This window comes from Microbacterium sp. NPDC087591 (assembly GCF_044743625.1).
Taxonomy (GTDB): Bacteria; Actinomycetota; Actinomycetes; order Actinomycetales; family Microbacteriaceae; genus Microbacterium.
Genome location: NZ_JBIUWU010000001.1, coordinates 1,546,042 through 1,569,000 on the forward strand (window position 1 = coordinate 1,546,042; position 22,959 = coordinate 1,569,000).

Sequence of the window (22,959 nt, forward strand, 5' to 3'; positions counted from 1 at the left end):
GGCCGGTTTCGCCGTCCTGACGCAGCATTCTGCCTATCGAAATCGACGAAAAGAGATCATTCAGACGAGGATGCAGGTCGTGGCAGAGTATCGAACATGACACGGGTCCGGGTGCGCGAGCTGGCGGGCTGGCTCACCGCCCTCGCCATCGCCCTGATCGTGACCGGCCAGGTCGCGGCATCCGCTCGCTCCGAGCTGCTGTTCCGCGACGGGGATTCGCTCGTCGTCGCGCTGTTCGCGCAGTCCTGGCTCGCCGGAGATCCGTCGAACTGGGCGATGTCGAGTGTGCTCTTCCTCCCCGAGACCGCCGTCTTCGCCGGCCTCGATGCCGTCCTCCCCTTCGACGTGAACGGCGTGCTGGCCGCGAACGCGGTCGTCAATCTGCTCTCCCTGTACGGCGCGCTGCGGTTCGCCGCCGGTCGCCGACGCGATGATCGTGCCCCGGTGGCCTGGGCGCTGATCGCGATGGCCGTGTTCGGGGCGCTCGCGATGACCGAGACCTCCTCGTCGCGCGATGCGCTCGAACTCGCCTCCCTCCTGCTCACCACCACGTACTACTCCGCGACCGTGATCGGCGTGGTGCTCACGATCGGCGTGATCCGCCGCTTCGTCGTGCACGAGCACCATGGAGCGGGTCAGCTGATCGCACTGGCGCTCATCGCGGCGGTCTCCACGCTGTCGAACCCGCTCTTCGCGGTCTGGGCGACAGTCCCTCTCACGGCCGTCCTGGGCGCTCTGGCGCTGCGGTCGACCGCGCGATCGCGGATGCTGCTCCCGCTCGTCGTGCTCATCGGCGGCACCGCTCTCGGCTTCATCGGACGCATTCCGTTCGCGGCATGGATCGCGAACACCGGAGCCGGCTACGCACAACCCGAGCGCTGGGCGGAGTCGATCGGCTACTACGCGGGGCTCCTCGCCGACCGGCTGTCCACGCCACTGGGCCTTGCCGGCACGCTGCTCACCGCGGCGCTGCTCGTCGTTGCGATCGTCCGCTCAGCCCGCAGCCGCGACCCCTCGGAGCGACTGGTCGCCCTGGCCGCCTGGGTGATCCCGGTGCTCGTCGTCCTCGGTGCGGTCGCTCTGGGCACCCATGCCGCGCGCTATCTGCAGCCGCTCAGCTTCGCTCCGGTGCTCGCTCTCGTCGCGGCGCCGCGCGCGTTCGCGATACCGCGTCCCCGTCCGCTCATCGCGATCGGAATGGTCGTGCTGCTGGCGGCATCCGCGCTCAGCATCCCGCGCCTGGCCTCGGCCGTGCACACCCCGGACGCCGCCCTCACCTGCGTCACCGACTGGGTGGACGCCTCCGGCCGCACCGGCGCCGGCCAGTTCTGGACCGTACGGCTCCCGAAGCTGCACCTCGCCGACCCCTCGCAGCTCGTGCAGGTCGATCATCGAGTGAACGGCTACGCCTGGCTGGTGAACCGCACCGATTTCGACGTCGGCGCGGTGTCGTTCCTCATCGAGGATGCGCAGACCGTGGCGTGGCAGCTTCCGCTCGACGCCATGCCCGACGACATCATCGAGTGCGGTCGGTACCGGATCGTCGACTTCGGGAGCGCACCGCTCCCGCTCGGCCAGCCGCACAGCTGACATCCGCGCGAGCCTCCGGCTCCGCCGCTCAACGGCTCTCGCGACTCAGCGCGCCGGAGGAGCCGTCGTCGTGCCCTGGCGGAACCGGCATGTCAGGTGCTGCGTGATGCCCGGCTCTCCGCGCAGCATCCGCGCGACCTGCTCACCGGCCGCGCGCCCCTTCTCGACCGCGGGCTGCACGCTGGTGGTGAGCAGCTGTGGCCCGAGTCCGTCGACCGCGATGCCGTCGAACCCGGCGACCGAGACGTCCTGCGGCACCCGCAACCCCAGCTCCTCCGCCGCGCGGATGACGCCGACCGCCAGCAGGTCGCTCTGCGCGAGGACGGCCGTGGGCCGCGTCTCGGGGTCGGCGAGCAGCATCCGTCCGACGATCGCCCCCTCGTCGATGAGGCTTCCGGAGGCCGAGATCGCCGGCGCATCGGGGAAGATCTCCCGCATCCCGGCCAGTCGGTCGATGGTCACGTCGACCGTCGCCGTGGCGATGCGCTCCTGGGTCACCAGGCCGCGCTCGCGCTCGGCGTCGAGGGCGAGCGTCACGAGTGCGACGTCGCGGTGACCCAGGTCACGCACATGCCGCGCCACATCGGCAGCGGCAGCCGCGTTGTCGAGCGTGATGCGCGGGATGTCGCCACCGGCATCCCCTTCGATCACGACGACCGGGAGGCCGCGCCCGCGCACGATCTCGAGTGAGGCGCGCGTGCGCCCGGAGCATCCGATGAGCACGAAGGCGTCGACCGGAGCACTCGCCAGAGCAGACCCGTCCTCACCCGGTTCGTCGCGCATCAGCAGGATGCCGGCGCTGAGCTCGGCGAGACCGTCGGTGAGGCCGTCCATCATCGCGGTCGTGACCGGATCGAGGAACGCCGCGCGCAGATGACCCTCGAGCACCACGGCGACGATGCCGCTGCGGCCGCGCCGCAGGGAAGCCGCCCGGGGATCGGGGCCGGCGTAGCCGAGCTCCGCCGCTGCCGCGAGAACGCGCTCGCGCGTCGCTGCGGCGACCTTGGCCTTGCCGCTGAACACCACGGAAGCGGTCGACGTCGCCACGCCCGCCTCTCTCGCGACGTCCGCGATCGTCGCTCGACGCGGCGTCTCGTGACTGCTCATGTATCGAGGATAGCTCCCTTTGGCGTGGCGGAGTCGAATCGATTCGATATGCTGTGCCACATGGAATCCGCTCTCACCCGCTCCCAGTTCGTCCGGTGGCGTGCCGCCATCTTCGCGATCTTCTTCGCGAGCGGCCTCTCGATCGCCACCTGGGCCTCTCGGGTTCCGAGCATCAAAGCGGACCTCGCGCTCGACAACGCACAGGTGGGACTCATCCTCCTCGGCATGGGAACCGCGTCGATCATCGGCATCTCGACCAGTCCTGCCGTGATGGCGCGCACCGGCGCTCGTCGGGGGATGCTGCTGACGATCCTGCTGTTCGCGGCCGGCATCACGCTGGTGGGACTCGGATCGACCGTCTTCGCCTCTGTGCCGGTCGTACTCATCGGCATGGCGCTGTTCGGTTTCGGCAACGGCAGTCTCGACGTGATGATGAATGTCGAGGCGACGGCGATCGAGCAGCAGATGGGCAAGACGATCCTGCCCGTATTCCATGCGTTCTTCAGCTTCGGCACCGTCATCGGCGCGGGCCTCGGAGCCCTCGCCGCACTGCTCTCGCTCACCGTCGCGGTGCACGCCTCGATCATGGGCGCGCTGATCGCCGTGCTCGCGTTCGTCTGCTTCTCCCAGGTGCCGTCGCGGGAGGCCGCTCTCGACCCGGAGCCGTCCGAGAAGCCGCACTGGCGGGAGCGGATGCACGTCGCCCTGGAGGCCTGGCGCGAACCCCGCACCTACCTGCTCGGCGTGGTCATGCTCGGCATGGCCTTCGCCGAGGGAGGGGCGAACGACTGGATCGCGCTGGGCACCGAGCAGGGCCACGGCTTCACGACCGGAACCGGCGCGATCGCCCTCGCGGTCTTCTCCGTGGGCATGACCGTGGTGCGGCTGTTCGGCGGGCCGCTCGTCGACCGCTTCGGGCGCGTGGCCGTGCTGCGCACCCTCGCGGTGGCCGCCGCATCCGGCATCCTGCTCTTCATCCTGGCCCCGAACCTCCCGCTCGTGCTGGTGGGGGCCGCGCTCTGGGGCATCGGGGCATCGCTCGGGTTCCCCCTCGGAATGTCGGCCGCGGCCGACGACCCCGCGAAGGCGGCTGCCCGCGTGAGCGCCGCAGCCACCATCGGCTACGTGGCGTTCCTCGGCGGACCTCCCGTGCTCGGCTTCATCAGCGAGCACATCGGCCTGCTGAACACGCTCTTCATCCTGGTCGCGCTGGTCGTGGCGTCCGGACTGTTCTCCGGCGCCGCCCGCCCGCTGCGCGACGACGAGAAGACTCCGGTGACGACCAGCTGACCGTCAGGGCTGCGGATGCCGCGTCAGCGCGGCGGCGTGCGCGCGACTGCGTGCGCCGAGCTTGGCCAGCACGCTCGACACGTGGGTCTTCACGGTCGGCACCGAGATGCTCAGCCTCTCGGCGAGCTGGGCGTTCGACCATCCTTGCGCGATGCCGTCGAGCACCTCGCGCTCGCGTGAGGTGAGTTCGGGATGCTCTCGGCGTCGCGCGGGCGCAGCCGGTGCGCTGTGCGCCACCGCGGCGAGCGCCCGTCGTGTCACCCTCGGGTCGAGGACACCGTCGCCCGCGGCCACCGACCGCACCGCCTGGGTCAGGGTGGCCGCATCAGCCGTCTTGAGGAGGAAGCCGGCGGCGCCCGCACGGATCGCGCCGAACACGAGCTCGTCCTCGTCGAAACTCGTCAGCACGAGCACCTCGCTGAGCCCTCGCTCGACGATCTCGCGCGTCGCCGAGACACCGTCCCGACCGGGCATGCGCAGGTCCATCAGCACCACGTCCGGACGCATCGCCGCCGCATTGCGCACGGCGACGTCACCGTCGGCGGCCTCGCCCACCACGACGATCCCCTGACCCTCCAGGATGATGCGCAGCCCCGCGCGGATGGCCGCATGATCATCCGCGAGCAGCACGGTCGGCCCGCTCATGCGCGCACCGTCATCGGAATCCTCGCCTGCACCGTCCATCCGCCGGGCGACGGGCCTGCCGAGAACTCGCCACCCAGCGCATCGACCCGTTCCCTGAGCATCGCCAGCCCCCATCCGCCGCCGGCATAGTCAGCCACGACGAGAGAGGCACCGCCCCGCGACCGCACCGCGACACCGATCCCCCGTTCGTCTTCGGCGATCACGACGTCGACCTCGGCTCCGCTCGCATGGCGGATGCAGTTCGCCAGAGCCTCCCGCACGATGCGCACGACCGCCTGCTCGACGGGATCGCTCAGCGGAGACAGGTCGGGCATCGAGAAGCGGATGCCGAGTCCGGCCCGCTCCGCATCCTCCACCACGCCCTGCAGATCGGCGAGGCGCGGCGTGGGCGACAGCTCGCCGTCACCGCGCCGCAGCACGCTGATGAGGGACCGCAGCGCGGCGTGCGCGTCGAGTCCGGCGCCGCGGACAGCCTGCAGTGCCTCACGGTCGCTGGCCTCGTCCGGCGTGGTCGAGAGAGCCGCCTCGGCACGGATCGCCATGGCCAGCACGTGGCCCGCGACCACGTCGTGCAACTCCTTCGCCATGGTCTCGCGTTCGCGACGTACGGCCTCGGCGCGGTCGCGGGCCGCTACCGCCGCAGCGTCGTCGGCGCGCTGACGGTGCAGTTCCGCGAGCTCGTTCGCCTGCGAGACCGCCACCGCCCACCAGTAATCCGTGCCGACGAAGGCACCGAACTGCACGGCGACCAGGAACGCGGCCGGCAGCGAAGCACGCGAGACCACAACGGCTGCCACGAACAGTGCGACCACCGAGACGGCGATCGCACCCAGCAGACGAACGCGCGCTCGAGGCGACGCGAGGAAGGCCGCGGTCCACAGCACATCGAGCAGGACGACCAGCGGTCCGAGCCCGCCGAACGTCAGCAGGTCGATCGCGAAGATCACCGCGGCCGCCACCAGCGAGGCCATCGGGAAGCGCCTCTTCGCCAGCACCAGCGCACAGGCAGGCAGCGCCGTCGCGAGCGTCCACCACGCCGAGGTGCCGGTCGGGACCAGCGAGAACATGCCCCAGATCCCGCCGAAGCCGAGCGTGGCGCCGAGCACGGTGAACAGGGCGATGAGCAGCGCATCCGCCGCCGGACGGTGCGTGCGGTACCAGCTGCGGATCCGCTCCCCCGTGGCCTGCTCCATGTCGTTCATGCAATCACGACATCTCCCTGCATCGCATCCGCCGAAAGGATGAGCGCGCCGTCCGAGAACCGGACTTTCGCCCGATCCGCTCCGCCGCGCGCTCGCACACCCTGGAGGCATGGAACTCTTCGGTGGGCTGCCGCTGCCCCTCTCACTGGCCGTGCTGGCGCTGCTCGACGGCCTCAGCGTCGGCACCCTTCTCATCCCGGTCTTCCTCCTGTTGAACCCCGGGCGGGTGCGGGCTGGTCGCGTTCTGCTCTACCTGGCCACGATCGCGACGTTCTACCTCCTGATCGGTCTCCTCTTCCTGTGGGGGCTCGTGAACGTCGTCGACGTGGCCGCCGACTTCCTCTCCTCGCCGGTCGGTCTCGTCATCCGACTCGTCGTGGGCGCGGCGCTGCTGATCACGGCATTCGTGATGCCCACCGGTTCGAGCGCCGGCGCCGGGAAGCAGGCGGCCGCGCCGTCCGCGTCGGCACGGATCTCCCCCTGGACCGGGATGCCGATGCAGGACCCGGCACCGGTCGTCGGTGCCACCGGCACCACTGACCCGCGTTCTTCGTCGCCCGGACGCATCACCCGGTGGCGTGAACGTCTGCTCGACCCGCGCACGCGCGGCACCGCCGTGATGGGGGTGGCGATCGCGGCGGGACTCGTCGAGGTGGCCACGATGCTGCCCTACATCGTGGCGATGACGATGCTCGCCGATGCGGGCGTCGGCACGCCGCTGCGGGTGCTGTCGCTCGTCGGATACTGCGCGCTCATGATCCTCCCGGCCCTGGTGCTGCTGGCGCTGCGCCTGGTCGCGGCCCGCCTCGTGCAACGGCCGCTCGAGCGCTTCGCGGCATGGATGGAGCGCACCGGCGCCGAGAACACCGCGTGGATCATCGGCATCATCGGCTTCCTGATCGCCCGATCCGCAGCGACGGAGCTCGGGATCTTCGACGCACTCGGACAGCTCGGCGGCTGACCCGCCGTGCAGCGTCGAACCGGGTGCGCGGATGCCGTTAGGCTCGACGGGTGCGTCTCGTCATCGCCCGCTGCTCGGTCGACTACACCGGTCGGCTCAATGCCCATCTCCCGCTTGCCACGCGTCTGCTCGTGCACAAGGGGGACGGGAGTCTGCTCGTGCACTCGGACGGCGGCAGCTACAAGCCGTTGAACTGGATGAGCCCTCCGTGCTCGCTGTCCACCGAGGACCCTGGCGAGGAGGAGGCGAGCGCCGGCGTGGTCGAGGTGTGGCGCGTGACCCACAAGAAGACCGGCGACGCGCTGCGCGTGCAGATCTACGAGATCATCCACGACTCCTCCCACGAGCTGGGAATCGACCCCGGCCTGCAGAAGGACGGCGTCGAGGCCGACCTGCAGCGCCTGCTCGCGGAGCAGGTCGACCGCATCTCGGAGGGTGCCACGCTGGTGCGCCGCGAGTACCCGACCGCGATCGGACCTGTCGATCTGCTGGTGCGGGATGCGGACGGCGCCGCGATCGCGGTCGAGATCAAGCGCCGGGGCGACATCGACGGCGTCGAGCAGCTCACTCGCTACCTCGAACTGCTCGGTCGCGACCCGCGCCTCTCCCCGGTGCAGGGCGTGTTCGCCGCGCAGGAGATCAAGCCGCAGGCCCGTGTGCTCGCCGAGGACCGGGGCATCCGCTGTCTCGTGCTCGACTACGACGACATGAAGGGCATCGAGTCGGGCATCCCCCGGCTGTTCTGATCCCCGAGCCCTCCCAGACGCCTCGGTGGCGTCAGCGAAGGCCGATCAATCGTCGCGGCGGTCCTTCCAGTCGCGCGATCGCGATCCTTATCTCACCCAGCTCGTGCCCCACGCCGAGGAACCTCTCGTCAATCCGCTCGAACCTCTCGTCAATCCGCTCGAACCTCTCGTCGATGCGTGCGAACCTCTCGTCGATGCGTGCATCCTGCGCCGCGAACTTCTCGTCGATGCGGGCGTCCTGTATCGCGAATCTTTCGTCGATTCGCGCATCCATCCGGTCGAATCGCACGTCCATCCGATTGATCAGCCAGCCGCATCCGCTCACGAACGCGACGATGATCGACACGGCGCACGCCAGCATCGTGATGACTTCCACCGACACGAACATCCCCCCAGTCTCGCTCTGTGGGTCCGAGCCTGTCATGCCCCGGATACGGGGGTTCCCCACGATCGCCCGACGGGCGGAGAACGTCTGAGGATGCACACCTGTGCAGGAGGAGTCGGCGGTACGCGTCGAGCCCATAGGCTGGAAGGCATGGCCACTTCCCCCTACTCCTGCGTGCTGTGGGACGTCGACGGCACCATCGTCGACGCCTCGATCGGCATCCTCCGTCGCTTGAATGTCGCGCTCACGCACTTCGGCAAGCCGGCCCCCACCCGCGAGGAGCTGATCCACTGGATCGGCCCGCCGATGTTCCAGTCCTTCCAGGACCAGGCCGGCATGACCCCGGAGGAATCGGCTGAGGCGGTCGCCTTCTACCGCACGCTCGGCAAGGCCGACGGCTACACGACCGATGTGACCACCTACCCGGGCGTGACCGATCTCATCCACGACCTTCATGCGGCTGGTGTACCTCAGGCGACGGCGAGCTCGAAGCCCGAGAACCAGGTCGACGCGTTGATCGACTACTTCCAGCTGCGTCCGTCGTTCCTGACCACGGTCGGTGCGACGCCCGATGAGTCGACCCTGGCGTCGAAGACCGACATCGTCGCCGAGGCGTTGCGCCGGCTGACCGCGCTCGGCGCCGACGTGTCGCGTCCGGTGCTGATCGGCGACCGCCACCACGATGTCGAAGGCGGCAATGCCAACGGCGTGCCCGTGATCTTCGTGGAGTGGGGCTTCAGCGAGACGCACGAGGGCGACGAGGCAGCATTCCGCGCAGCATCCGTCGACGAACTCCGCGCCCTGCTCCTGAGCTGACCGCCGCGCGTGGTCGTCGCCACGTGCAGGACCGTCGGCGACGTGCAGGAACACGCGCCGCGCGAAGCTCCTGCATCCGGCGGTTCCTCCTGCGCATCGCGCGCGCTCGGACCTCGGATCAGCCCCACGAAGCACAGAACTCCCCGCCGGATGCCGCGAACGAGCGGATTCCGGTCGGGGAGTTCAGTGTTGTGCCCGCCTCAAAGGGGGCGGATGTTCTCAGCCTGCAGGCCCTTGGGGCCCTGCGCCACGTCGAACTCGACTCGCTGGTTCTCTTCGAGAGACCGGTAGCCGGAGGAATCGATGGCGGAGTAGTGCGCGAAGACGTCAGCGCCGCCGTCGTCGGGGGAGATGAAGCCGAAGCCCTTCTCCGAGTTGAACCACTTGACCGTGCCCTGGGTGCTCATGTACTGCCTGTTCTGCTGGTGAAGAAGCCGACGCAGGTATGCCCCGACATCGCTAACGCTAGTGGAGGAGGCCCTCAAGGGAATAGCCGCGGCCAGAAGGTAACCCAAATGTTGCACGAGCGGAATCTGGGCGACATGCGCGGATCCAGATCGTCGGAGGCGGGTCGGCGTCGACACGGGCCCCAGAAAATGGTGTGGCCCTCACCGCGGGGGGAGCGATGAGGGCCGAAGACGACCGGAGGGTGCGTCAGGAACAACCCTAACCCCTTTTCCGGACTCTTGTCCCCCTTTTGGGGGACAAATCGAAAAAAAAGTGAGAAGATGTTCGAGAGCGGCCCCCTCGAATAGTCCATTGGGGACTGAACTACTCGAGAGGGCCCAATCGCATGCACGGATCGTCCTGCCTCTGGGGAAGGCTGCCCGTCATCTGGGGGTGACGGAGACGATCTAATCCCCTTGTGCATGCACCTTCACCATAGGGGAGGAATGCACGATCCCGCCACGGACTTTTCGTCCAGGCGACGGGATCTGCGAAGGTCGGGGAGAGGATCCGCGAGGATCGCAGGTTTCGGGAGGAGACAGGGCGTCACAGCACGGAGGCACCTCCGTTCGCCCGTCTCCCCCGAATCCGCGGGTTCCGGCGCGCCGCGCGGGTGCTCCACCGCGCCACCGCGCGATGCACGAAAGGCCCACCCGCGAGGCTCCGGGGAGGGGAGAGTGCCTCGCGGGTGGGGGTCGGGGTGCTACTCCGACGCCGGGCGCGGGCGGGCGATGGCGAAGGCGATCGCGAATCCGCCGATCAGCATGAAGGCGGCATCCCAAGGGAACGCGGGCGACGTCGTCGTCGCGGGCAGCGTGATCTGCGCGCCGTCTGCGGACGGTGCTTCCGCCCGCTCAGCCCGCACCAGCAGGCGATGCGTGTTCACACCGATGGGCGTGCAGGTGAGGAGCGTGAGGTAGTCGTGGCCCGCCACCTGCCGCAGATCGTCACCGACGTCCGGCAGCACGGTCTTGATCTGATCCACGACGTAGGTCAGCTTCTCGCCGGCGACCTCGACCACGATCGCGTCGCCGATCTCCACCTCTCCGAGTCGGGTGAACAGACTCTCACCGGGAATCCCGGAGTGTCCGGTGAGCACGGCGTGCGTACCCGCACCCCCGACCGGAAGTCCCGAGCCGTAGAGGTGGCCGATGCCCTTCGAAAGGGTCTCCGCGTCCGTGCCGTGGTAGACCGGCAGATCGACATCGATCTCCGGGACGCGGATGCGCGCCATCGGCGCGCCGGGACGCAGGGAGAGCTGGGCGAGGTAGTCCGAATGCTGATCGCGGGTGTCATCGGCGCCGCCCTCGGCGTTGAGCACGTACGGATCGCGGAGCGGGCCGTCCGGAAGGTCGGCGTTGTACCGCCGCGCGGCGGCGAGGAGATCGTCGAGGTCGTCGGCATCCGTTGCAGCGACCTCCTGCGCGTATCCCGACACGGTGGAGGCGTGGGTCAGGTCGGTGACCCACGTTCCCGCCGAGGGGTAGGCGACCAGGCAGGTGCCGGCGACGACGACGAGGCCGACCGCGACGTTGGCCGGCGACCAGCGCCGTCCCGCACGCCGTGCCGGGGTGGCGACACGCGCGTCTGTGGTCGTCATGGTCTCCTCCTGAGGCGACGGTGGTGGTGAGGGGAGGACGGCCGGCGACGACCGCCCTCCCCTCACGATGCAGGTCAGGCGTTCCGACGTCGCTTGATGACGAGGAACACGATGCCACCGGCGACGAGGCCGAGGCCGACCAGGTAGAGCAGACCGGTGCCGGTGCCACCGGTGAACGGCAGCTGGAAGCCGCCGTTGTGCGGCACGTTGGTGACGGTGAGGTCGATGCCGACGGCGGTGGTGGCGGCGGTGACGGTGAACTCGATCGGCTGGGCGAGGAGCTCGTAACCGGTGGGTGCCTTCACCTCGACGAGGTAGTACTGCAGGTACCCGGCGTCACCCGGTGCGACCGTGGCCCCGTTGGCGAAGTCGCTGTAGCGCAGGCCGGTGATGGTGAGCGTGCCATCGGCGTCAGTCACCTCGAACTCCGTCTCTCCGTTCAGGGTGACCGGGTTCGTCTGCGCTGCCGCATCGGCGGCCGAGGTGAACACCTGGAACACGGCACCGGTGAGTGCCTGGCCGCCCGGTCCGACCTTCTCCACGGTCAGGCCGCCCCAGCGGGTCTCGACCTCGGGGGTCGTGGTGGGTCCGCCGGGCTCACCGGGCTCGATGTCGAAGCTGGGCAGGTTCGGGTACACGAGCGCCTGGTTGACGATCTCGCCGATGGTGTTCACCGTGGTGATGATGTCCACGACCACGCGTGTCGTGTTGTGGGCGGCGAGCACTGCGCGTCCGGCAGCGGTGAACTGGACGGTGACGGCGTTCGTCGCGGCGTCGTGCGTGATCGTGTAATCGGTGCCCTCGGCGATCGTCGTGCCGTCGGCCAGGGTGACGGTGGAGGCGACGTAGTCGAGCTTGCTGTCGAGTACGTCGACGATCTTGTAGCCGTCGATCGGGTCGACGTTGGGGATATCGGACGTGATCGTGAACGTCACCTCATCGCCCAGTTGCACGGCATCCGCATCCTCCACGGTCTTGGTCGCCGACGTGACCGCGTTCTTCGGGTAGACGTGCACGTCGTACAGCCACGCGTCATGGTTGTCGGGATCGGTCAGCGGCACCGACACGAGGAACGGCGCCGATGGCGTCACCCCCGCCGGGAAGCTGGTCTCCTCGACGAGATACAGACCGACGGGCAGGCCCGTGAACGACGCCTGACCGGCCGCATCCGTCACCAGAGACGAACCCGCCGCGAGCGCGTACCCCGCGCCGGTGATCGAGCCTTCGGGATCTGCGGCGTCGAACACGCCCGACAGCGTCGAGGCGTTGGTCCACCCGCTGTTCGTCGACAGATCGATGCCGGTGACCTGCCGCACCTGGAACTCGACGCCGGCGAGCGGTGCGAGACCGGTGGTGTCGACCGAGGTGCCGTTGTTCGGGAGGCCCGTGGGAGTGTCGGGAGCTTCGAGCTTGTGCACCGTGATCGAGCCGGTCGCGTTCGGATCGACCAGCGGCGCCGCTGCTGCCGGTGCCGCGAGGCCGAGCCCCAGCAGCACCGCGGCGGCGCTCGCTGCGAGGCCGACGCGGAGTCCGCGTCGTGCCGGATTCATGGTCTTCATGTTTCTTCCCCCTTGGGTCTGGTCTTGCGTTTCTCGGGTATTCGGGTGGGCGCGCATGTCACGCCCGGGGACCGCGTGAGGTGACGGCGAGTGCTCGTCGTCGTCGCGCGAGGTTGAGGGTGCCGGCGGTGGTGCCGGCGAGGAGGAGGGTGAGGCCGATCAGGGAGATCCCGGCCGTGCCGGGTCCTCCGGCGTCCGGGAGATCGAGAGCGGGAACGTCTTCGACACGGATCGTGCGGATGCCGTCGACATCCACCAGCTGTACGTTCGAGGAGGAACCCGGCCCGAGCGTGATCGTGCCGTCGGCGGCGACCGTGAACGGCACCCGCCCGGCGAGCAGCGCGAACCCGTCCAGAGCCCGCGTCTCCTCCAACCAATACGTCCCCGCCGCGAGGGTGACGTCACGGAACAGGCCCGTCACCGGAGTTCCGCCCGACACCGCCGCCGGCACCGGGTCAACGAGCGCCGTTCCCCCGGTCTCCGCCGAGAAGATCGCCCACGACGACCCGTCCATCGGCACCACAGCCCCGGTCGACGCCTCACCGACCTTCTGGATCTGCACCGGCGTCGGCGTCACCTGCGACGTCGTGCAGTGCTCGTCACACGGTTCCGGATCGATCGGCGCGGCCGGAGTTCCTGCCGCTCCCGTGACCACGTTCGTGAGCGTCGACGACCACGCGTCCGCCCCCACGGTCACCCGGTAGGTCAGAGTCGCCGTCGCACCCTTCGGGAGCGTGAACGGTCCTGCCGTCAGGACCGTCCCGGCAGGATCGGCGACCGCGACCGGAGTGCCCGCACCGATGACGAGCTGCCCCGACCCCGGAACGAACGTCGCGTCATCCAATACCTCGGCAAGGTCGTCCGACAGCGTCACGCCGGTGATGTCGACGGTGGCCGCGCTGACCGCGGTGACCGTGTAGGAGATCTCGTCCCCGGGCTCGACGACGGCGCCCTGGGCAAGAGGGACTCCGGCGACTGACGCTGATTTCGACAACGACCAGGTCAGAACCGGCTGGATCGGCACCGTCGCCGTCGCCTGGTTCGAGATGACTCCGCGGCCCTCCTGCGTCGCGCCGGCCGCGGTGGCCGTGTCGTCGATGCGACCGTGAGCGACATCCGCGTTCGTGGCGATATAGGTGCCCGTGCACACAGTGCTCTGCCCCGGGTTCAGCGCCGTGACCGGGCAGGTTGGACCAGACGTCAACGCCCCCGCAGGCGCCTGCTGCACATCGGTCACCACGATGTTCTGGATTCGCACATCGGAGATGTTCTTCACGGTGAAGCTGTAGGTCACGGTCTGCCCCGGTCCGGTGATGACTGCCGGGCTCGGCGCCTTCGTGATCGTCAGACCGACACACTGACCGGCATCCTGAACGGCGCTCGCCCCGTAGAACTGCGGTCCTCCCGACAGCACCGTCGTGTAGGAGAGCATCGCCGTGCTCGCCGCCGTGGGCAGAGACGCGAGCGAGATCCGATTGAGCTGACCGCTCGGGGCGGCCATGAAGAAGTTGCCTCCGGACTGCGCACCGCCCCACATCGCCGGTACGGTGCCGATCTGCGTCATCGACCCGTCAGGATGAATGCGGTAGACCCGCGAGTTCGACAGATTTCCATCGAGAGGGCGCACACCGAAGGCGAGGATGTCGCCGTCCGGCAGCACCGTGAAGTCGCCCGCAGAACTGATCTGGCTCGGGAACTGCGTCCACAGCGTCGTGACCCCTGTGTTCACATCCAGCCGGTAGATCGCCCTCGACGAGTACGACCCCACCAGCAACGTGTTCGCATCCAGCGCCGCCAGCGCGTTCAGGCTGTACAGAGTCGCACTCGGACCCGGAACCGTCGCCTGGGTCAGAATCGGCCCCGTGATCGCAACCGATGCGAGCTCAGCACCGGTCACAGGATCGATCCGCCTCAACACCGGCGCCCGACCCGTGCCACCGTCATAGTCCACCCCGTACAGCGCACTTCCGTTGCTGCTCCACGCGATGTCCCCGTACTCACGCGCCAGCGGGGTCGAGGAGACGAGCTGGAAGGTCGTGGGGTTGTACTGCTGCAGCGCATTCGCGGTGTTCGTCCACACCGGCACCGCCACACAGGGGTCGGATGGGAAGAACCTCACCGAGGCGCAGGCGGGAAGGTCGATGCCCACGTGCGCGGTGATGTTCGCGGCGCAGTTGTCGTATGTCCCCGCGGTGTTCGAGGTGACGTCCAGGGTGATGGTGCATGACGCCTGCCCAGCGTTGAGCCTTCCGTTCGATACGACCACGGATGTCGCCCCTGCGGCGGCAGCGACCGTCGCGGTGCACGTGCCCCCCACGTTCGCGGGGGAACGCACGGCGAGGCCGGCGGGGAGGGAATCCGTGAACGACCAGCCGACCTTCTCGGCGAGCTCGCTGGTGTTGGTGACCGTGAGCGTCAGCGTGGACGTGCCGCCCGTCGGTACGGAAGCCGGGCTGAACGATTTGTCCAGCTGCGGGGTCACATCCAGGACGCGGATGTTGTCGAACGCACCGTCGTTGCCGATCCCGTTGCCCTGGACATTGCGCATGGTGATGCCGAGGGTGGCGCTCGTGTAGAGCATCGAGCCGTTCGCCGGGAAGCGGCCGTAACTGACGGAGCCCCCGAATGCGGTCGTGGTCAGCCGTCGCGAGTCGGTGCAGGGGTTGATGGCCGAGCTGGACACCGGCGTCTCCGTGCCGGCCGCGTTCGTGAGGTAGAACCGGAGCGACGGCTGGTTGCCGGTGGCGCAGTTCGTCGCGGCTGCATCCACGGAGAAAGTGATGAAACGTCCGTTCGACGGCACCGAGAGCTGCGAGCTGATGAACTGGCGGGCATTGGCCGGGCCGTTCGAGGACGTGTTGCTCGAGACAGCGCGGTTGGTCGTCGAGTTCTGCGGACTGTTGAGGAGTCCGAGGGCTGCGGCCTTGCGCTGCACCTCGGTCCACTCGGTCGCCCGTCCCCCGCAGACGGTTCCGCCGGGGAACGGGGCGGGCTGGCTCAGGATGAAGCCGTTGCACGCGGTGGCGTCGAGCCAGAACGGATCGGCCGAGTAGGTCGCCCCGGATGCGGAGACGTAGTTCTCGAGCTCGGTGATGCCGGTGCCCTGTTGGAAGTCCTCCTGGAAGAGAACGGCGGGGGCGCCCGGCACCCCCGGCGAACCGGGGGCTGCCGAAGCGCTCTGTGTTCCACCGGTCGCGCCGACCACGCCGAAGAAGGCGATGAGCATGGCCGTGCACGCCATCGCCCCCAGACGGGTCATTCGACGGCGGCGAAGGCGACGACGGTTGCCGTCGACACGGAACGGCGCTTCCGATGAATCCATGACGTTCTCCCCGATGGTCACGTGGCGCTGATCGCGACGCTCGGGGGAGATGTCCACCCGAGGTGCGGAGCCGGGGTCGACGGTACGCGCGGCAGACAGCGGATGGAACGGCGCCGCGGTTCCGCCTTCATTGCGCCCCCGCAACCCGCGGAACGGCGCGTTTTCACGTCGCACTACGCCGAAATCGACGTCGCATTCGCGGCGTTTCGCCGCGGTCGACGGGGGGGGACACCGGACCCCCTCGATCGCTCCGCCGATCCGGCGCGTGATCGCTCCCGCCGCCCCGGCGACAGCGCCGAATCGTCGCCGCGCGCACGAAGCTGCTCGCGCACGAGGTCGCGCAAGTAGCCTGGAGCCGTGACGATGCTCAACAAGGACATGACGCTCTGCATCTCGTTGTCGGCGCGGCCCAGCAACAATGGGACCCGCTTCCACAACCATCTGTACGAGGCGCTCGAGCTGAACTGGATCTACAAGGCGTTCGCGCCGACCGACCTCGCGCAGGCGATCGCCGGGGTGCGCGGCCTGGGCATCCGCGGGTGTGCGATCTCGATGCCGTACAAGGAGGATGTGATCGCCCTGGTCGATCGGATGGATGCCTCCGCGACCGCGATCGACTCCGTCAACACGATCGTCAACGATGACGGTGTTCTCGTGGCGTACAACACCGACTACTCCGCGATCGCACAGCTGATCGAGCGGAACGGCCTCGATCCGGCATCCTCCGTGCTGCTGCGCGGCTCCGGGGGCATGGCGAAGGCGACGGCCGCCGCGTTCCGTGACGCCGGCTTCTCCGCGGTCACGATCATCGCCAGGAACGAAGGCCTCGGCCGCGCACTCGCCGCGCAATACGGCTTCGGATGGCAGGCGGATGCCGCGGACCTCGAGGCGGACATCCTGGTGAACGTCACGCCCATCGGCATGGCCGGCGGCCCCGATGAGCACGCTCTCTCCTTCGACGACGCTGCGATCGCCGCGGCGTCCGTCGTGTTCGACGTCGTGGCGCTGCCGGCGGAGACGCCCCTGGTCATGGCCGGCCGCGCGGCCGGCAAGACCGTGATCACCGGCGCCGAGGTCGCGACCCTGCAGGCGCTCGAGCAGTTCGTGCTCTACACCGGCATCCGTCCGTCCGCTGATCAGGTGCGCGCGGCCGAGGACTACATGCGCGCGCAGTAGCGCGCCGTGACGAGGCGCGGTTCGGCCGCTGAACCGGGCCGGGTGGGGTCCGGTGCGGCCATCGTGCTGAACGTCACGCCGTGACGGTGACGAGGGTCGCCGTGTCGGCGCGGGGACGGGTGCGCGCGGCGAGGGACACGGCGACGAGCATCACACCAAGTGCGGATGTCGTGAGCACGGCGCCGATCCAGATGGGAGAGGTGTAGCCGAGGCCCGCCGAGATCCCGACGCCTCCGGCCCAGGCGCCGAGCGCGTTGCCGACGTTGAAGGCGCCGATGTTCGCACCCGAGGCGAGGGTCGGGGCCCCTCCGGCGTAGTGCATGATGCGGCTCTGCAGCGCGGGCACGGTGCCGAAGCCGAAGCCGCCCATGAGCACGAGGATGACCATGGTCGCCGGCTGCGACCAGGCGAGCAGGCCGAAGGCGACGAGCACGACGGCGAGCGCGGCGATGAACCAGAGCAGCGTGCGGTCGACCGAGCGGTCCGCGAGGCGTCCGCCGATCGCGTTGCCCGCCACCAGACCGAGCCCGAACAGCACGAGCAGCCACGGCACGGCCGCGGGGGCGAAGCCGGTCACGCTCGTGAGCGTGTAGGCGATGTAGGTGAATGCGCCGAACATGCCGCCGTACGCGAGGATCGTGACCAGCAGCGAGAGCCAGACCTGACCGGAGCGGAACGCCGAGAGTTCCTGGCGCAGACTCACGGCGGAGCCGGCGCTCCGCGGTGCACGCACGAGCACGGCGATGCCGACGAGAGCCACGACGCCGATGACGGCGATCACCCAGAACGTCGACCGCCAGCCGAACTGCTGCCCGAGGAAGGTGCCGAAGGGCACGCCGAAGACGTTGGCGGCGGTCAGTCCGGTGAACATGATGGCGATCGCCCTGGCCTTCTTCTCGGGCGCCACCAGATCGGCCGCCACGACGGACCCGATGCCGAAGAAGGCGCCGTGCGACAGTGCCGCCACGATGCGGCCGGCCATCGCAACGCCGTAGTCGGGTGAGAGAGCGGTGAGCACGTTGCCGGCGATGAACAGCACGAGCAGCCCGAGGAGCACCGGCGTGCGCGGGAGTCGTGTGGTCGCGGCGGTGAGCAGCAGCGCACCGACCACGACGCTCAGCGCGTAGCCCGAGATCAGCCACCCGGCGGTCGCTTCGGTGACCCCGAAGTCGGCGGCCACCTCGGGCAGCAGCCCCATGATGACGAACTCGGTGAGTCCGATGCCGAATGCGCCGATGGCGAGTGCGATGAGTCCGAGTGGCATGGGTGCGCTCCGAGATCCTCTGCTAAAGTAGTTGCAGACGCGGTATTTTGCGTCCGAGACATAATGATTGCACGCGCAAGTAGTTTGCGCAAGCAACTACCTCTGGAGGTCACTCATGGGCATCTCCGACGACGCCGTCGAGATCCGCGCGCGCGGCTGGCGCACGCTCGCCGCACTCCACGGCATCATCGAGGCCGAGCTCGAACGGGCGCTCGGCTCCTCGGCCGACCTCTCCGTGGTCGAGTACACGGTGCTCGACGCCCTGAGCCGCCAGGATGGCTGGCACATGCGGATGCAGCAGCTCGCCCGGGCCACGGCGCTGAGCCCGAGCGCCACCACGCGACTGGTCACCCGACTGGAAGACCGCGGTCTGCTCACCCGCATCCTGTGCCTCGACGACCGCCGCGGCATCTACACGGAGCTGACGCCGGCCGGACGCGAACTCTACGAGACGGCGCATCCTATCCACGACGAGGCGCTGGAACGCACTCTCGGCGAAGCGATCACGCAGCCCGAGCTCGCCCCGGTCGTGCACGCGCTGCAGGGCAGCACCGCGCTCGCCTGACGTGCGTCACGCGGGAAGGGTCGACACCTTCTCTGCCGCCGGCAGCACGCGCCCGCGGATCAGGAACAGCGCCACGATGCCGAACAGGATCACGCTGTAGTTGCCGGTGCTGGCGATCGTGAGCCAGATGTTCTGCGCTGCCCCCTCGACGGCCGTGTCGATCCCGCCCGTCGAGAGGAAGAGGGTGGGATCGGTGAGCCCGTGCATCACGATCGCCCAGACGATGCTGCCCGTCACACGCATCACGAGGTACATGCAGATGCCGAAGAAGAACGTGTAGATCAGCAGAATGGCGATCGTGAGGTCGAAGCCGGTGCCGATCGCGTTGACGAGGTGCATCAGCGCGAACAGCGTGGAGGAGAGCACGGCGACGACGAGCTCCTTGTGACCGGCCTTACGCAGCAGCGCCACGCCCGCGCCGCGGGTGACCAGCTCTTCGGCGATGCCGATGAAGAGACCGGTGACGAGCATCAGCACGACCACGCTGGCGGGGAACGATCCGTAGTCGATTCCGATGAAGCGGAAGACGATCGGATACGCGACGACCACGACCGCGATCCACATCCACGGGCGTCCCGCGATCGGTTGACGCCCGAAGACGGGCTTGATCCAACCGATGGCGGCGAGGAAGGCCAGGATGACGACAGCGCCGAGGCCGATCGGCAGCAGCAGCTCGATCGCGACGTTCGTGGCGCTCGCGAAGGGTCCGCCGTCGACGATCAGGTGCCCGAGGGTCAGTCCGACCAGCTGACTGACTCCGAGATAGATGACCAGATACCCGGCCGTGACGAGCAGCGCGCGCCACCATCCACCCCGATGCCAGAAGCCGTCCCGCGTCTGCCAGAAGTCCGCCATGCTGTCCGCCCCTCAGCCCGGTCGCCGGTGTCGACGCTCCTGTTTCATCCTGGCGGTTCGGAAAAGGCGCGTCCAGAAGCGATATACCGGCGCGACGCGGTGCACCGGTTCTGGGGGATCTGGCAGTCCGAACATCGGGGCGAGCTCGTCCGGTCGTTAGCCTCCCGGCATGCCCTCGCATCCGATCTCCGTGGTCGCGCTCATCCTGAGCGCTCATCCCTCACAGTCGCTCTCGCCGTTCGATTCTGGTCGCCGTGGTGACGCGTGTCGCGGGGCCGGGGACGCACCGAACCGGATCGGCGCGCCCCCGACCCCGCGAGAGGTGCGGATCAGGCGTTCGCCCGCTTGCGTGGCTTGATGAAAGCCTCGGGCTCCTGCTTCGACCGCTTCGCGAGGCGCTTCTCCTTCAGCGAGAGCTGCGGGACCTTCTTGCCGTCGCGTGCCTGCGGTGACTTCTTGGACATCTGAAACTCGCTTCCCCTTGATGGCTGGCGGCTGACACTCCCGACCATAGCCACTTCCCAGGGGAAGTCAAATTACCGCTGAACAGGAAAAAACTCCCGATCATCAGCGCTCACTCGTCTTCGCGAGCCGCGGCGATCTCCTCTTCGACCTCTTCCGGAACCTCCGGCTCCTCCGGGACCTCCGGAAGGCCGGAGAAGTCCTCGAAGCTGTTGATCAGGGCGTCTGGATTCGACATCGTGCACTCCCTCGTCGATGGATCTCTCCCCTCCAGAGTCGTACGGATGCGAGGGAAAGGGAAGGCCCTCACAGAGCTCTCGCGGTCTCAGACCTCCGGCTGCAGCCCTCGCCAGAAGATCTCGCTCGCGGTCTCGACCAGGTCTTCCGCCGCGACGCCGTCGAGCAGCCCGCCGGAGCTCAGCGTCGCCACACCGTGGAACGTGGCGAAGGCGGTGAGCGCGATGCGCTGCGGGTCGCCGGGGCCGATGGCGCCGAGCCGCTGCGCCGCGTCGACGACGCGCATCGTGATCGCCATCGACGCGTGCCCGGCCTCGATGAGCTCGGCGCGGGCGTCCGGCGCGTGCTTCAACCCGAACATGAGCGACAGCAGCGTGGGCTGCGCGAGCGCGAAGGCGACATACCCACGAGCGAGCTCATCGAATCGCTGCCGCACGTCCGCCACGGTCGTCGCCTCCGCACCCGCAACCTCCTCGAGCGCCGCACTCAGGCGGAGGAAACCGTCTTCGGCGAGCGCGTCGAGCAGCGCCTGCTTGTCGCGGAAATGTCGACTGGGGGCCGCGTGGCTGACTCCGGCATCACGGGCCAGTTGGCGCAGTGACAGCGCTTCGACACCCTCGACCTCGATGCTCGCGCGGGCTGCTTCGAGGAGCGTGCGGCGGAGATCGCCGTGGTGATAGCGCTGTTCGGGCACCCACCCATCCTAGGAGCAGATGTAGACATTGACAACACCCGGCGACGCGTGCACAATGATGACACTGACAACATCGAGGAAGGCACCATCATGACGCGCGACCTGCACGGAGGCACCGCACTCATCACCGGCGCGAGCTCGGGACTGGGCGTGGAGTTCGCGCGACGATTCGCGGCGCGCGGATCGAACCTGGTGCTCGTGGCCCGACGCGCCGACCGGCTCGAAGCCCTCGCCGCCGAGCTGCGAGCGAGCGCCCGCGTCGACGTCGAGGTCGTGCCCGCGGATCTGGGCGTCGCCAGCGCCGCAGCCGCACTCCGCGACGAGATCGACAGGCGCGGCATCCGCATCACCTCGCTGGTCAACAACGCAGGCTTCGGCTCGCACGGCGCCTTCGATCAGGCCGACCCCGCCCGCACGCGCAGCGAGATCCAGCTCAACGTGGTCACGCTGGTCGAGCTGACCCGCGCCTTCCTCCCGCAGCTGCTGCAGGGACACGGCGCTCTGGTAACGGTCGCGAGCACCGCGGCGTACCAGCCCACACCCGGCATGGCCGTCTACGGCGCCACCAAGGCGTTCGTGCTGAGCTTCACCGAGGCACTCTGGGCGGAGGCGCGCGGCACCGACCTGCGCGTGCTCGCCGTGAGCCCCGGTTCGACGAAGACCGAGTTCTTCGACGTCGTCGGCAGCGACGCGGCATCCGTCGGCCGACAGCAGACCTCCGCGCAGGTGATCGACACGGCCTTCCGCCAGCTGGACCGCACGAACGGCGCACCCAGCGTCATCTCCGGCACCAGGAACCATCTGTTCGCGCTCGGCACCCGTCTGCTCTCGCGGAGAGCGCTGGCACGCACAAGCGCACGCCTGCTCGGCGAGGTGCGACTCGGTCAGCGCTGACGTGCGGACCCGCTCGCGTGAACTCGGCGCGTGAGCGAGAGACGCTTCAGGCGCGCGGAGCTGCCGTCGATGCGCGCACGATCAGCTGCGATCCGAGCGTCACGATGTCGCTGATCACGCCTCCGGCCATGGCCTGCAGCAGCAGATCGACCGCTAGTGCGCCACTGCGCTCGATCGGCATCCGCACCGTGGTGAGCGCCGGGGTCACCGCGCCGGCGAGGTCGATATCGTCGATCCCGACGATGCTGATGTCGGTGGGGCAGCGGCGACCGAGCTCGATGAGTCCGGCCTCGAGGCCGAGCGCGACGAGGTCGTTGTAGGCGACGACCGCGGTGGCTCCGCTCGCCGCAGCGGGCGCGGCAGCCGCGCGGCCGCCCTGGATCGATGCCGCGTGATGACTCAGCGGAGTCAGCCGGATGCCGTGGCGCTCGCACGCCCGTGCGATGGTGTCGGCGCGGCGCACGTCCGCCCAGGAGCCACGCGGTCCGGCGGCATAGGCGATGTGCGTGTGCCCCAGCGCAGCGAGGTGCTCGATCGCCTGGCTGGGCCCGTGCTCGGTGTCCATCAGCACACAGGCCGCACCGTCGATCTCACGGTTGACCACCACGTAGGGCGTGTCCCCGACGATCGCGAGCACATCGGCGTCGGGAAGTCGTGGCGAGCACAGCAGCATGCCGTCGAGCTTGCGGGCCTGCTCGATCTGCTCGCGCTCGCGCCGCAGGTCCTCATCGGCGTCGAACAGCACGATGCGGTGGCGCCCATGCCACGCCTGCCCCTGGATGGCCTTGAGCAGAGTCGCATAGACAGGGTTGGCGACGTCCGGCACCACGACGCCGAACGTGCGGGTGGCGACGGCCGACTGCGGCGTGGAGTAGCCGAGATCGGTCGCGGCCTGCAGCACGCGCTCGAGCGTGCCGTCGGCCAGACGCTCCGGCTCCCCGAAGGCGCGGGATGCCGTGGCGATGGACACGCCTGCGCGCCTCGCCACGTCCGTCAATGTCGCTGCCACTGTCGCCTTCCGGTTATCCCGCAATCCTACGATCACGGACCGGGATGTAAAACAGGTTGACAATTTTGTACAACTCATACACACTGCTTTACATGACGATCATCGCCGATCACCCCCAGTGGTGCGCCGAAGC

22 protein-coding genes are annotated in these 22,959 nt (G+C 68.9%); 8 read left to right on the plus strand and 14 right to left on the minus strand.

Features of this window, described 5'->3' with window-relative positions; all coding sequences use genetic code 11:
- Nucleotides 1–96: 96 nt before the first annotated feature.
- Nucleotides 97–1,590, plus strand: a complete 1,494-nt coding sequence (locus ACIOVG_RS07220; protein ID WP_400870856.1) for a hypothetical protein — start codon at nt 97–99, stop codon at nt 1,588–1,590.
- A 45-nt stretch (nt 1,591–1,635) separates the two neighbouring features.
- Here ACIOVG_RS07220 and ACIOVG_RS07225 read toward each other — a convergent pair whose 3' ends face one another.
- Nucleotides 1,636–2,697, minus strand: a complete 1,062-nt coding sequence (locus ACIOVG_RS07225) for a LacI family DNA-binding transcriptional regulator (protein WP_400870859.1) — start codon at nt 2,695–2,697, stop codon at nt 1,636–1,638.
- A gap of 60 nt (nt 2,698–2,757) precedes the next feature.
- On the opposite strand from ACIOVG_RS07225, the gene ACIOVG_RS07230 reads away from it, so the two are divergent.
- The gene (locus tag ACIOVG_RS07230; RefSeq protein ID WP_400870862.1) at nt 2,758–3,987 is read left to right on the plus strand and encodes an MFS transporter; all 1,230 of its coding nucleotides are present in this window, start codon (nt 2,758–2,760) and stop codon (nt 3,985–3,987) included.
- A 3-nt stretch (nt 3,988–3,990) separates the two neighbouring features.
- On the opposite strand, the gene ACIOVG_RS07235 is transcribed toward ACIOVG_RS07230, so the two are convergent.
- Nucleotides 3,991–4,632 (minus strand): response regulator, encoded by a 642-nt coding sequence (locus ACIOVG_RS07235; RefSeq protein WP_400870865.1) that lies wholly within the window; start codon nt 4,630–4,632, stop codon nt 3,991–3,993.
- Complete coding sequence (locus ACIOVG_RS07240; RefSeq protein WP_400870868.1) at nt 4,629–5,834, minus strand: sensor histidine kinase; 1,206 nt, start codon at nt 5,832–5,834, stop codon at nt 4,629–4,631. The genes ACIOVG_RS07235 and ACIOVG_RS07240 overlap by 4 nt, the downstream gene beginning before the upstream one ends.
- Before the next feature lie 109 nt (nt 5,835–5,943).
- Between ACIOVG_RS07240 and ACIOVG_RS07245 the strand changes: the two genes are divergently transcribed.
- Nucleotides 5,944–6,795: a GAP family protein gene (locus tag ACIOVG_RS07245; RefSeq protein ID WP_400870871.1), complete on the plus strand. Its 852-nt coding sequence runs from the start codon at nt 5,944–5,946 to the stop codon at nt 6,793–6,795.
- Nucleotides 6,796–6,845: 50 nt separating this feature from the next.
- Nucleotides 6,846–7,541: an endonuclease NucS gene (gene nucS / locus ACIOVG_RS07250; protein WP_400870874.1), complete on the plus strand. Its 696-nt coding sequence runs from the start codon at nt 6,846–6,848 to the stop codon at nt 7,539–7,541.
- A gap of 31 nt (nt 7,542–7,572) precedes the next feature.
- On the opposite strand, the gene ACIOVG_RS07255 is transcribed toward nucS, so the two are convergent.
- Entirely contained in the window at nt 7,573–7,929 is a 357-nt protein-coding gene (locus ACIOVG_RS07255; RefSeq protein WP_400870877.1) for a response regulator, read from the minus strand.
- Nucleotides 7,930–8,076: 147 nt separating this feature from the next.
- Between ACIOVG_RS07255 and ACIOVG_RS07260 the strand changes: the two genes are divergently transcribed.
- A complete protein-coding gene (locus tag ACIOVG_RS07260; protein ID WP_400870880.1) occupies nt 8,077–8,742 on the plus strand; it encodes an HAD hydrolase-like protein in 666 nt (221 codons plus the stop codon).
- Nucleotides 8,743–8,942: 200 nt separating this feature from the next.
- Here ACIOVG_RS07260 and ACIOVG_RS07265 read toward each other — a convergent pair whose 3' ends face one another.
- The 4 genes from ACIOVG_RS07265 to ACIOVG_RS07280 all read right to left on the minus strand — a co-directional run bounded on the left by ACIOVG_RS07265 (nt 8,943) and on the right by ACIOVG_RS07280 (nt 15,670).
- Nucleotides 8,943–9,149, minus strand: a complete 207-nt coding sequence (locus ACIOVG_RS07265; RefSeq protein ID WP_247623963.1) for a cold-shock protein — start codon at nt 9,147–9,149, stop codon at nt 8,943–8,945.
- Nucleotides 9,150–9,892: 743 nt separating this feature from the next.
- The gene (locus ACIOVG_RS07270; RefSeq protein WP_400870883.1) at nt 9,893–10,789 is read right to left on the minus strand and encodes a class C sortase; all 897 of its coding nucleotides are present in this window, start codon (nt 10,787–10,789) and stop codon (nt 9,893–9,895) included.
- Between the two features lie 74 nt (nt 10,790–10,863).
- Nucleotides 10,864–12,348, minus strand: a complete 1,485-nt coding sequence (locus ACIOVG_RS07275) for a SpaH/EbpB family LPXTG-anchored major pilin (RefSeq protein WP_400870886.1) — start codon at nt 12,346–12,348, stop codon at nt 10,864–10,866.
- 58 nt (nt 12,349–12,406) lie between these two features.
- Nucleotides 12,407–15,670: a hypothetical protein gene (locus tag ACIOVG_RS07280; protein WP_400870888.1), complete on the minus strand. Its 3,264-nt coding sequence runs from the start codon at nt 15,668–15,670 to the stop codon at nt 12,407–12,409.
- A gap of 357 nt (nt 15,671–16,027) precedes the next feature.
- Between ACIOVG_RS07280 and ACIOVG_RS07285 the strand changes: the two genes are divergently transcribed.
- Nucleotides 16,028–16,846, plus strand: a complete 819-nt coding sequence (locus ACIOVG_RS07285) for a shikimate 5-dehydrogenase (RefSeq protein WP_400870891.1) — start codon at nt 16,028–16,030, stop codon at nt 16,844–16,846.
- 73 nt (nt 16,847–16,919) lie between these two features.
- Here ACIOVG_RS07285 and ACIOVG_RS07290 read toward each other — a convergent pair whose 3' ends face one another.
- Nucleotides 16,920–18,110 (minus strand): MFS transporter, encoded by a 1,191-nt coding sequence (locus ACIOVG_RS07290; RefSeq protein WP_400870894.1) that lies wholly within the window; start codon nt 18,108–18,110, stop codon nt 16,920–16,922.
- Nucleotides 18,111–18,225: 115 nt separating this feature from the next.
- On the opposite strand from ACIOVG_RS07290, the gene ACIOVG_RS07295 reads away from it, so the two are divergent.
- Nucleotides 18,226–18,675, plus strand: a complete 450-nt coding sequence (locus tag ACIOVG_RS07295) for a MarR family winged helix-turn-helix transcriptional regulator (protein WP_400870897.1) — start codon at nt 18,226–18,228, stop codon at nt 18,673–18,675.
- Nucleotides 18,676–18,681: 6 nt separating this feature from the next.
- Here the strand turns inward: ACIOVG_RS07295 and ACIOVG_RS07300 are convergent, their stop codons facing one another.
- The 4 genes from ACIOVG_RS07300 to ACIOVG_RS07315 all read right to left on the minus strand — a co-directional run bounded on the left by ACIOVG_RS07300 (nt 18,682) and on the right by ACIOVG_RS07315 (nt 20,923).
- Nucleotides 18,682–19,530: a CPBP family intramembrane glutamic endopeptidase gene (locus ACIOVG_RS07300; protein ID WP_400870900.1), complete on the minus strand. Its 849-nt coding sequence runs from the start codon at nt 19,528–19,530 to the stop codon at nt 18,682–18,684.
- Between the two features lie 329 nt (nt 19,531–19,859).
- Nucleotides 19,860–19,994: a hypothetical protein gene (locus ACIOVG_RS07305; protein ID WP_281731704.1), complete on the minus strand. Its 135-nt coding sequence runs from the start codon at nt 19,992–19,994 to the stop codon at nt 19,860–19,862.
- Between the two features lie 110 nt (nt 19,995–20,104).
- Nucleotides 20,105–20,230 carry a hypothetical protein gene (locus ACIOVG_RS07310; protein ID WP_281731703.1) on the minus strand — a complete coding sequence of 42 codons (126 nt, stop codon included), beginning with the start codon at nt 20,228–20,230 and terminating at the stop codon, nt 20,105–20,107.
- A gap of 87 nt (nt 20,231–20,317) precedes the next feature.
- Nucleotides 20,318–20,923, minus strand: a complete 606-nt coding sequence (locus ACIOVG_RS07315; protein ID WP_400870905.1) for a TetR/AcrR family transcriptional regulator — start codon at nt 20,921–20,923, stop codon at nt 20,318–20,320.
- A gap of 90 nt (nt 20,924–21,013) precedes the next feature.
- On the opposite strand from ACIOVG_RS07315, the gene ACIOVG_RS07320 reads away from it, so the two are divergent.
- On the plus strand, nt 21,014–21,817 hold the full coding sequence (locus ACIOVG_RS07320) for an SDR family NAD(P)-dependent oxidoreductase (RefSeq protein ID WP_400870908.1): 804 nt from the start codon (nt 21,014–21,016) through the stop codon (nt 21,815–21,817).
- Between the two features lie 46 nt (nt 21,818–21,863).
- On the opposite strand, the gene ACIOVG_RS07325 is transcribed toward ACIOVG_RS07320, so the two are convergent.
- Nucleotides 21,864–22,862, minus strand: coding sequence for a LacI family DNA-binding transcriptional regulator (locus ACIOVG_RS07325; RefSeq protein WP_400870911.1), 999 nt, complete (start codon nt 22,860–22,862; stop codon nt 21,864–21,866).
- Nucleotides 22,863–22,959: the final 97 nt, after the last annotated feature.

Bases quoted from the DNA above. Each gene is read 5' to 3' on its own strand.
- ACIOVG_RS07220 (WP_400870856.1), top strand. From the start codon at position 97: ATGACACGGGTCCGGGTGCGCGAGCTGGCGGGCTGGCTCACCGCCCTC.
- ACIOVG_RS07225 (WP_400870859.1), bottom strand. From the start codon at position 2,697: ATGAGCAGTCACGAGACGCCGCGTCGAGCGACGATCGCGGACGTCGCG.
- ACIOVG_RS07230 (WP_400870862.1), top strand. From the start codon at position 2,758: ATGGAATCCGCTCTCACCCGCTCCCAGTTCGTCCGGTGGCGTGCCGCC.
- ACIOVG_RS07235 (WP_400870865.1), bottom strand. From the start codon at position 4,632: ATGAGCGGGCCGACCGTGCTGCTCGCGGATGATCATGCGGCCATCCGC.
- ACIOVG_RS07240 (WP_400870868.1), bottom strand. From the start codon at position 5,834: ATGAACGACATGGAGCAGGCCACGGGGGAGCGGATCCGCAGCTGGTAC.
- ACIOVG_RS07245 (WP_400870871.1), top strand. From the start codon at position 5,944: ATGGAACTCTTCGGTGGGCTGCCGCTGCCCCTCTCACTGGCCGTGCTG.
- ACIOVG_RS07255 (WP_400870877.1), bottom strand. From the start codon at position 7,929: ATGTTCGTGTCGGTGGAAGTCATCACGATGCTGGCGTGCGCCGTGTCG.
- ACIOVG_RS07260 (WP_400870880.1), top strand. From the start codon at position 8,077: ATGGCCACTTCCCCCTACTCCTGCGTGCTGTGGGACGTCGACGGCACC.
- ACIOVG_RS07265 (WP_247623963.1), bottom strand. From the start codon at position 9,149: ATGAGCACCCAGGGCACGGTCAAGTGGTTCAACTCGGAGAAGGGCTTC.
- ACIOVG_RS07270 (WP_400870883.1), bottom strand. From the start codon at position 10,789: ATGACGACCACAGACGCGCGTGTCGCCACCCCGGCACGGCGTGCGGGA.
- ACIOVG_RS07275 (WP_400870886.1), bottom strand. From the start codon at position 12,348: ATGAAGACCATGAATCCGGCACGACGCGGACTCCGCGTCGGCCTCGCA.
- ACIOVG_RS07280 (WP_400870888.1), bottom strand. From the start codon at position 15,670: ATGGATTCATCGGAAGCGCCGTTCCGTGTCGACGGCAACCGTCGTCGC.
- ACIOVG_RS07290 (WP_400870894.1), bottom strand. From the start codon at position 18,110: ATGCCACTCGGACTCATCGCACTCGCCATCGGCGCATTCGGCATCGGA.
- ACIOVG_RS07295 (WP_400870897.1), top strand. From the start codon at position 18,226: ATGGGCATCTCCGACGACGCCGTCGAGATCCGCGCGCGCGGCTGGCGC.
- ACIOVG_RS07300 (WP_400870900.1), bottom strand. From the start codon at position 19,530: ATGGCGGACTTCTGGCAGACGCGGGACGGCTTCTGGCATCGGGGTGGA.
- ACIOVG_RS07305 (WP_281731704.1), bottom strand. From the start codon at position 19,994: ATGTCCAAGAAGTCACCGCAGGCACGCGACGGCAAGAAGGTCCCGCAG.
- ACIOVG_RS07310 (WP_281731703.1), bottom strand. From the start codon at position 20,230: ATGTCGAATCCAGACGCCCTGATCAACAGCTTCGAGGACTTCTCCGGC.
- ACIOVG_RS07320 (WP_400870908.1), top strand. From the start codon at position 21,014: ATGACGCGCGACCTGCACGGAGGCACCGCACTCATCACCGGCGCGAGC.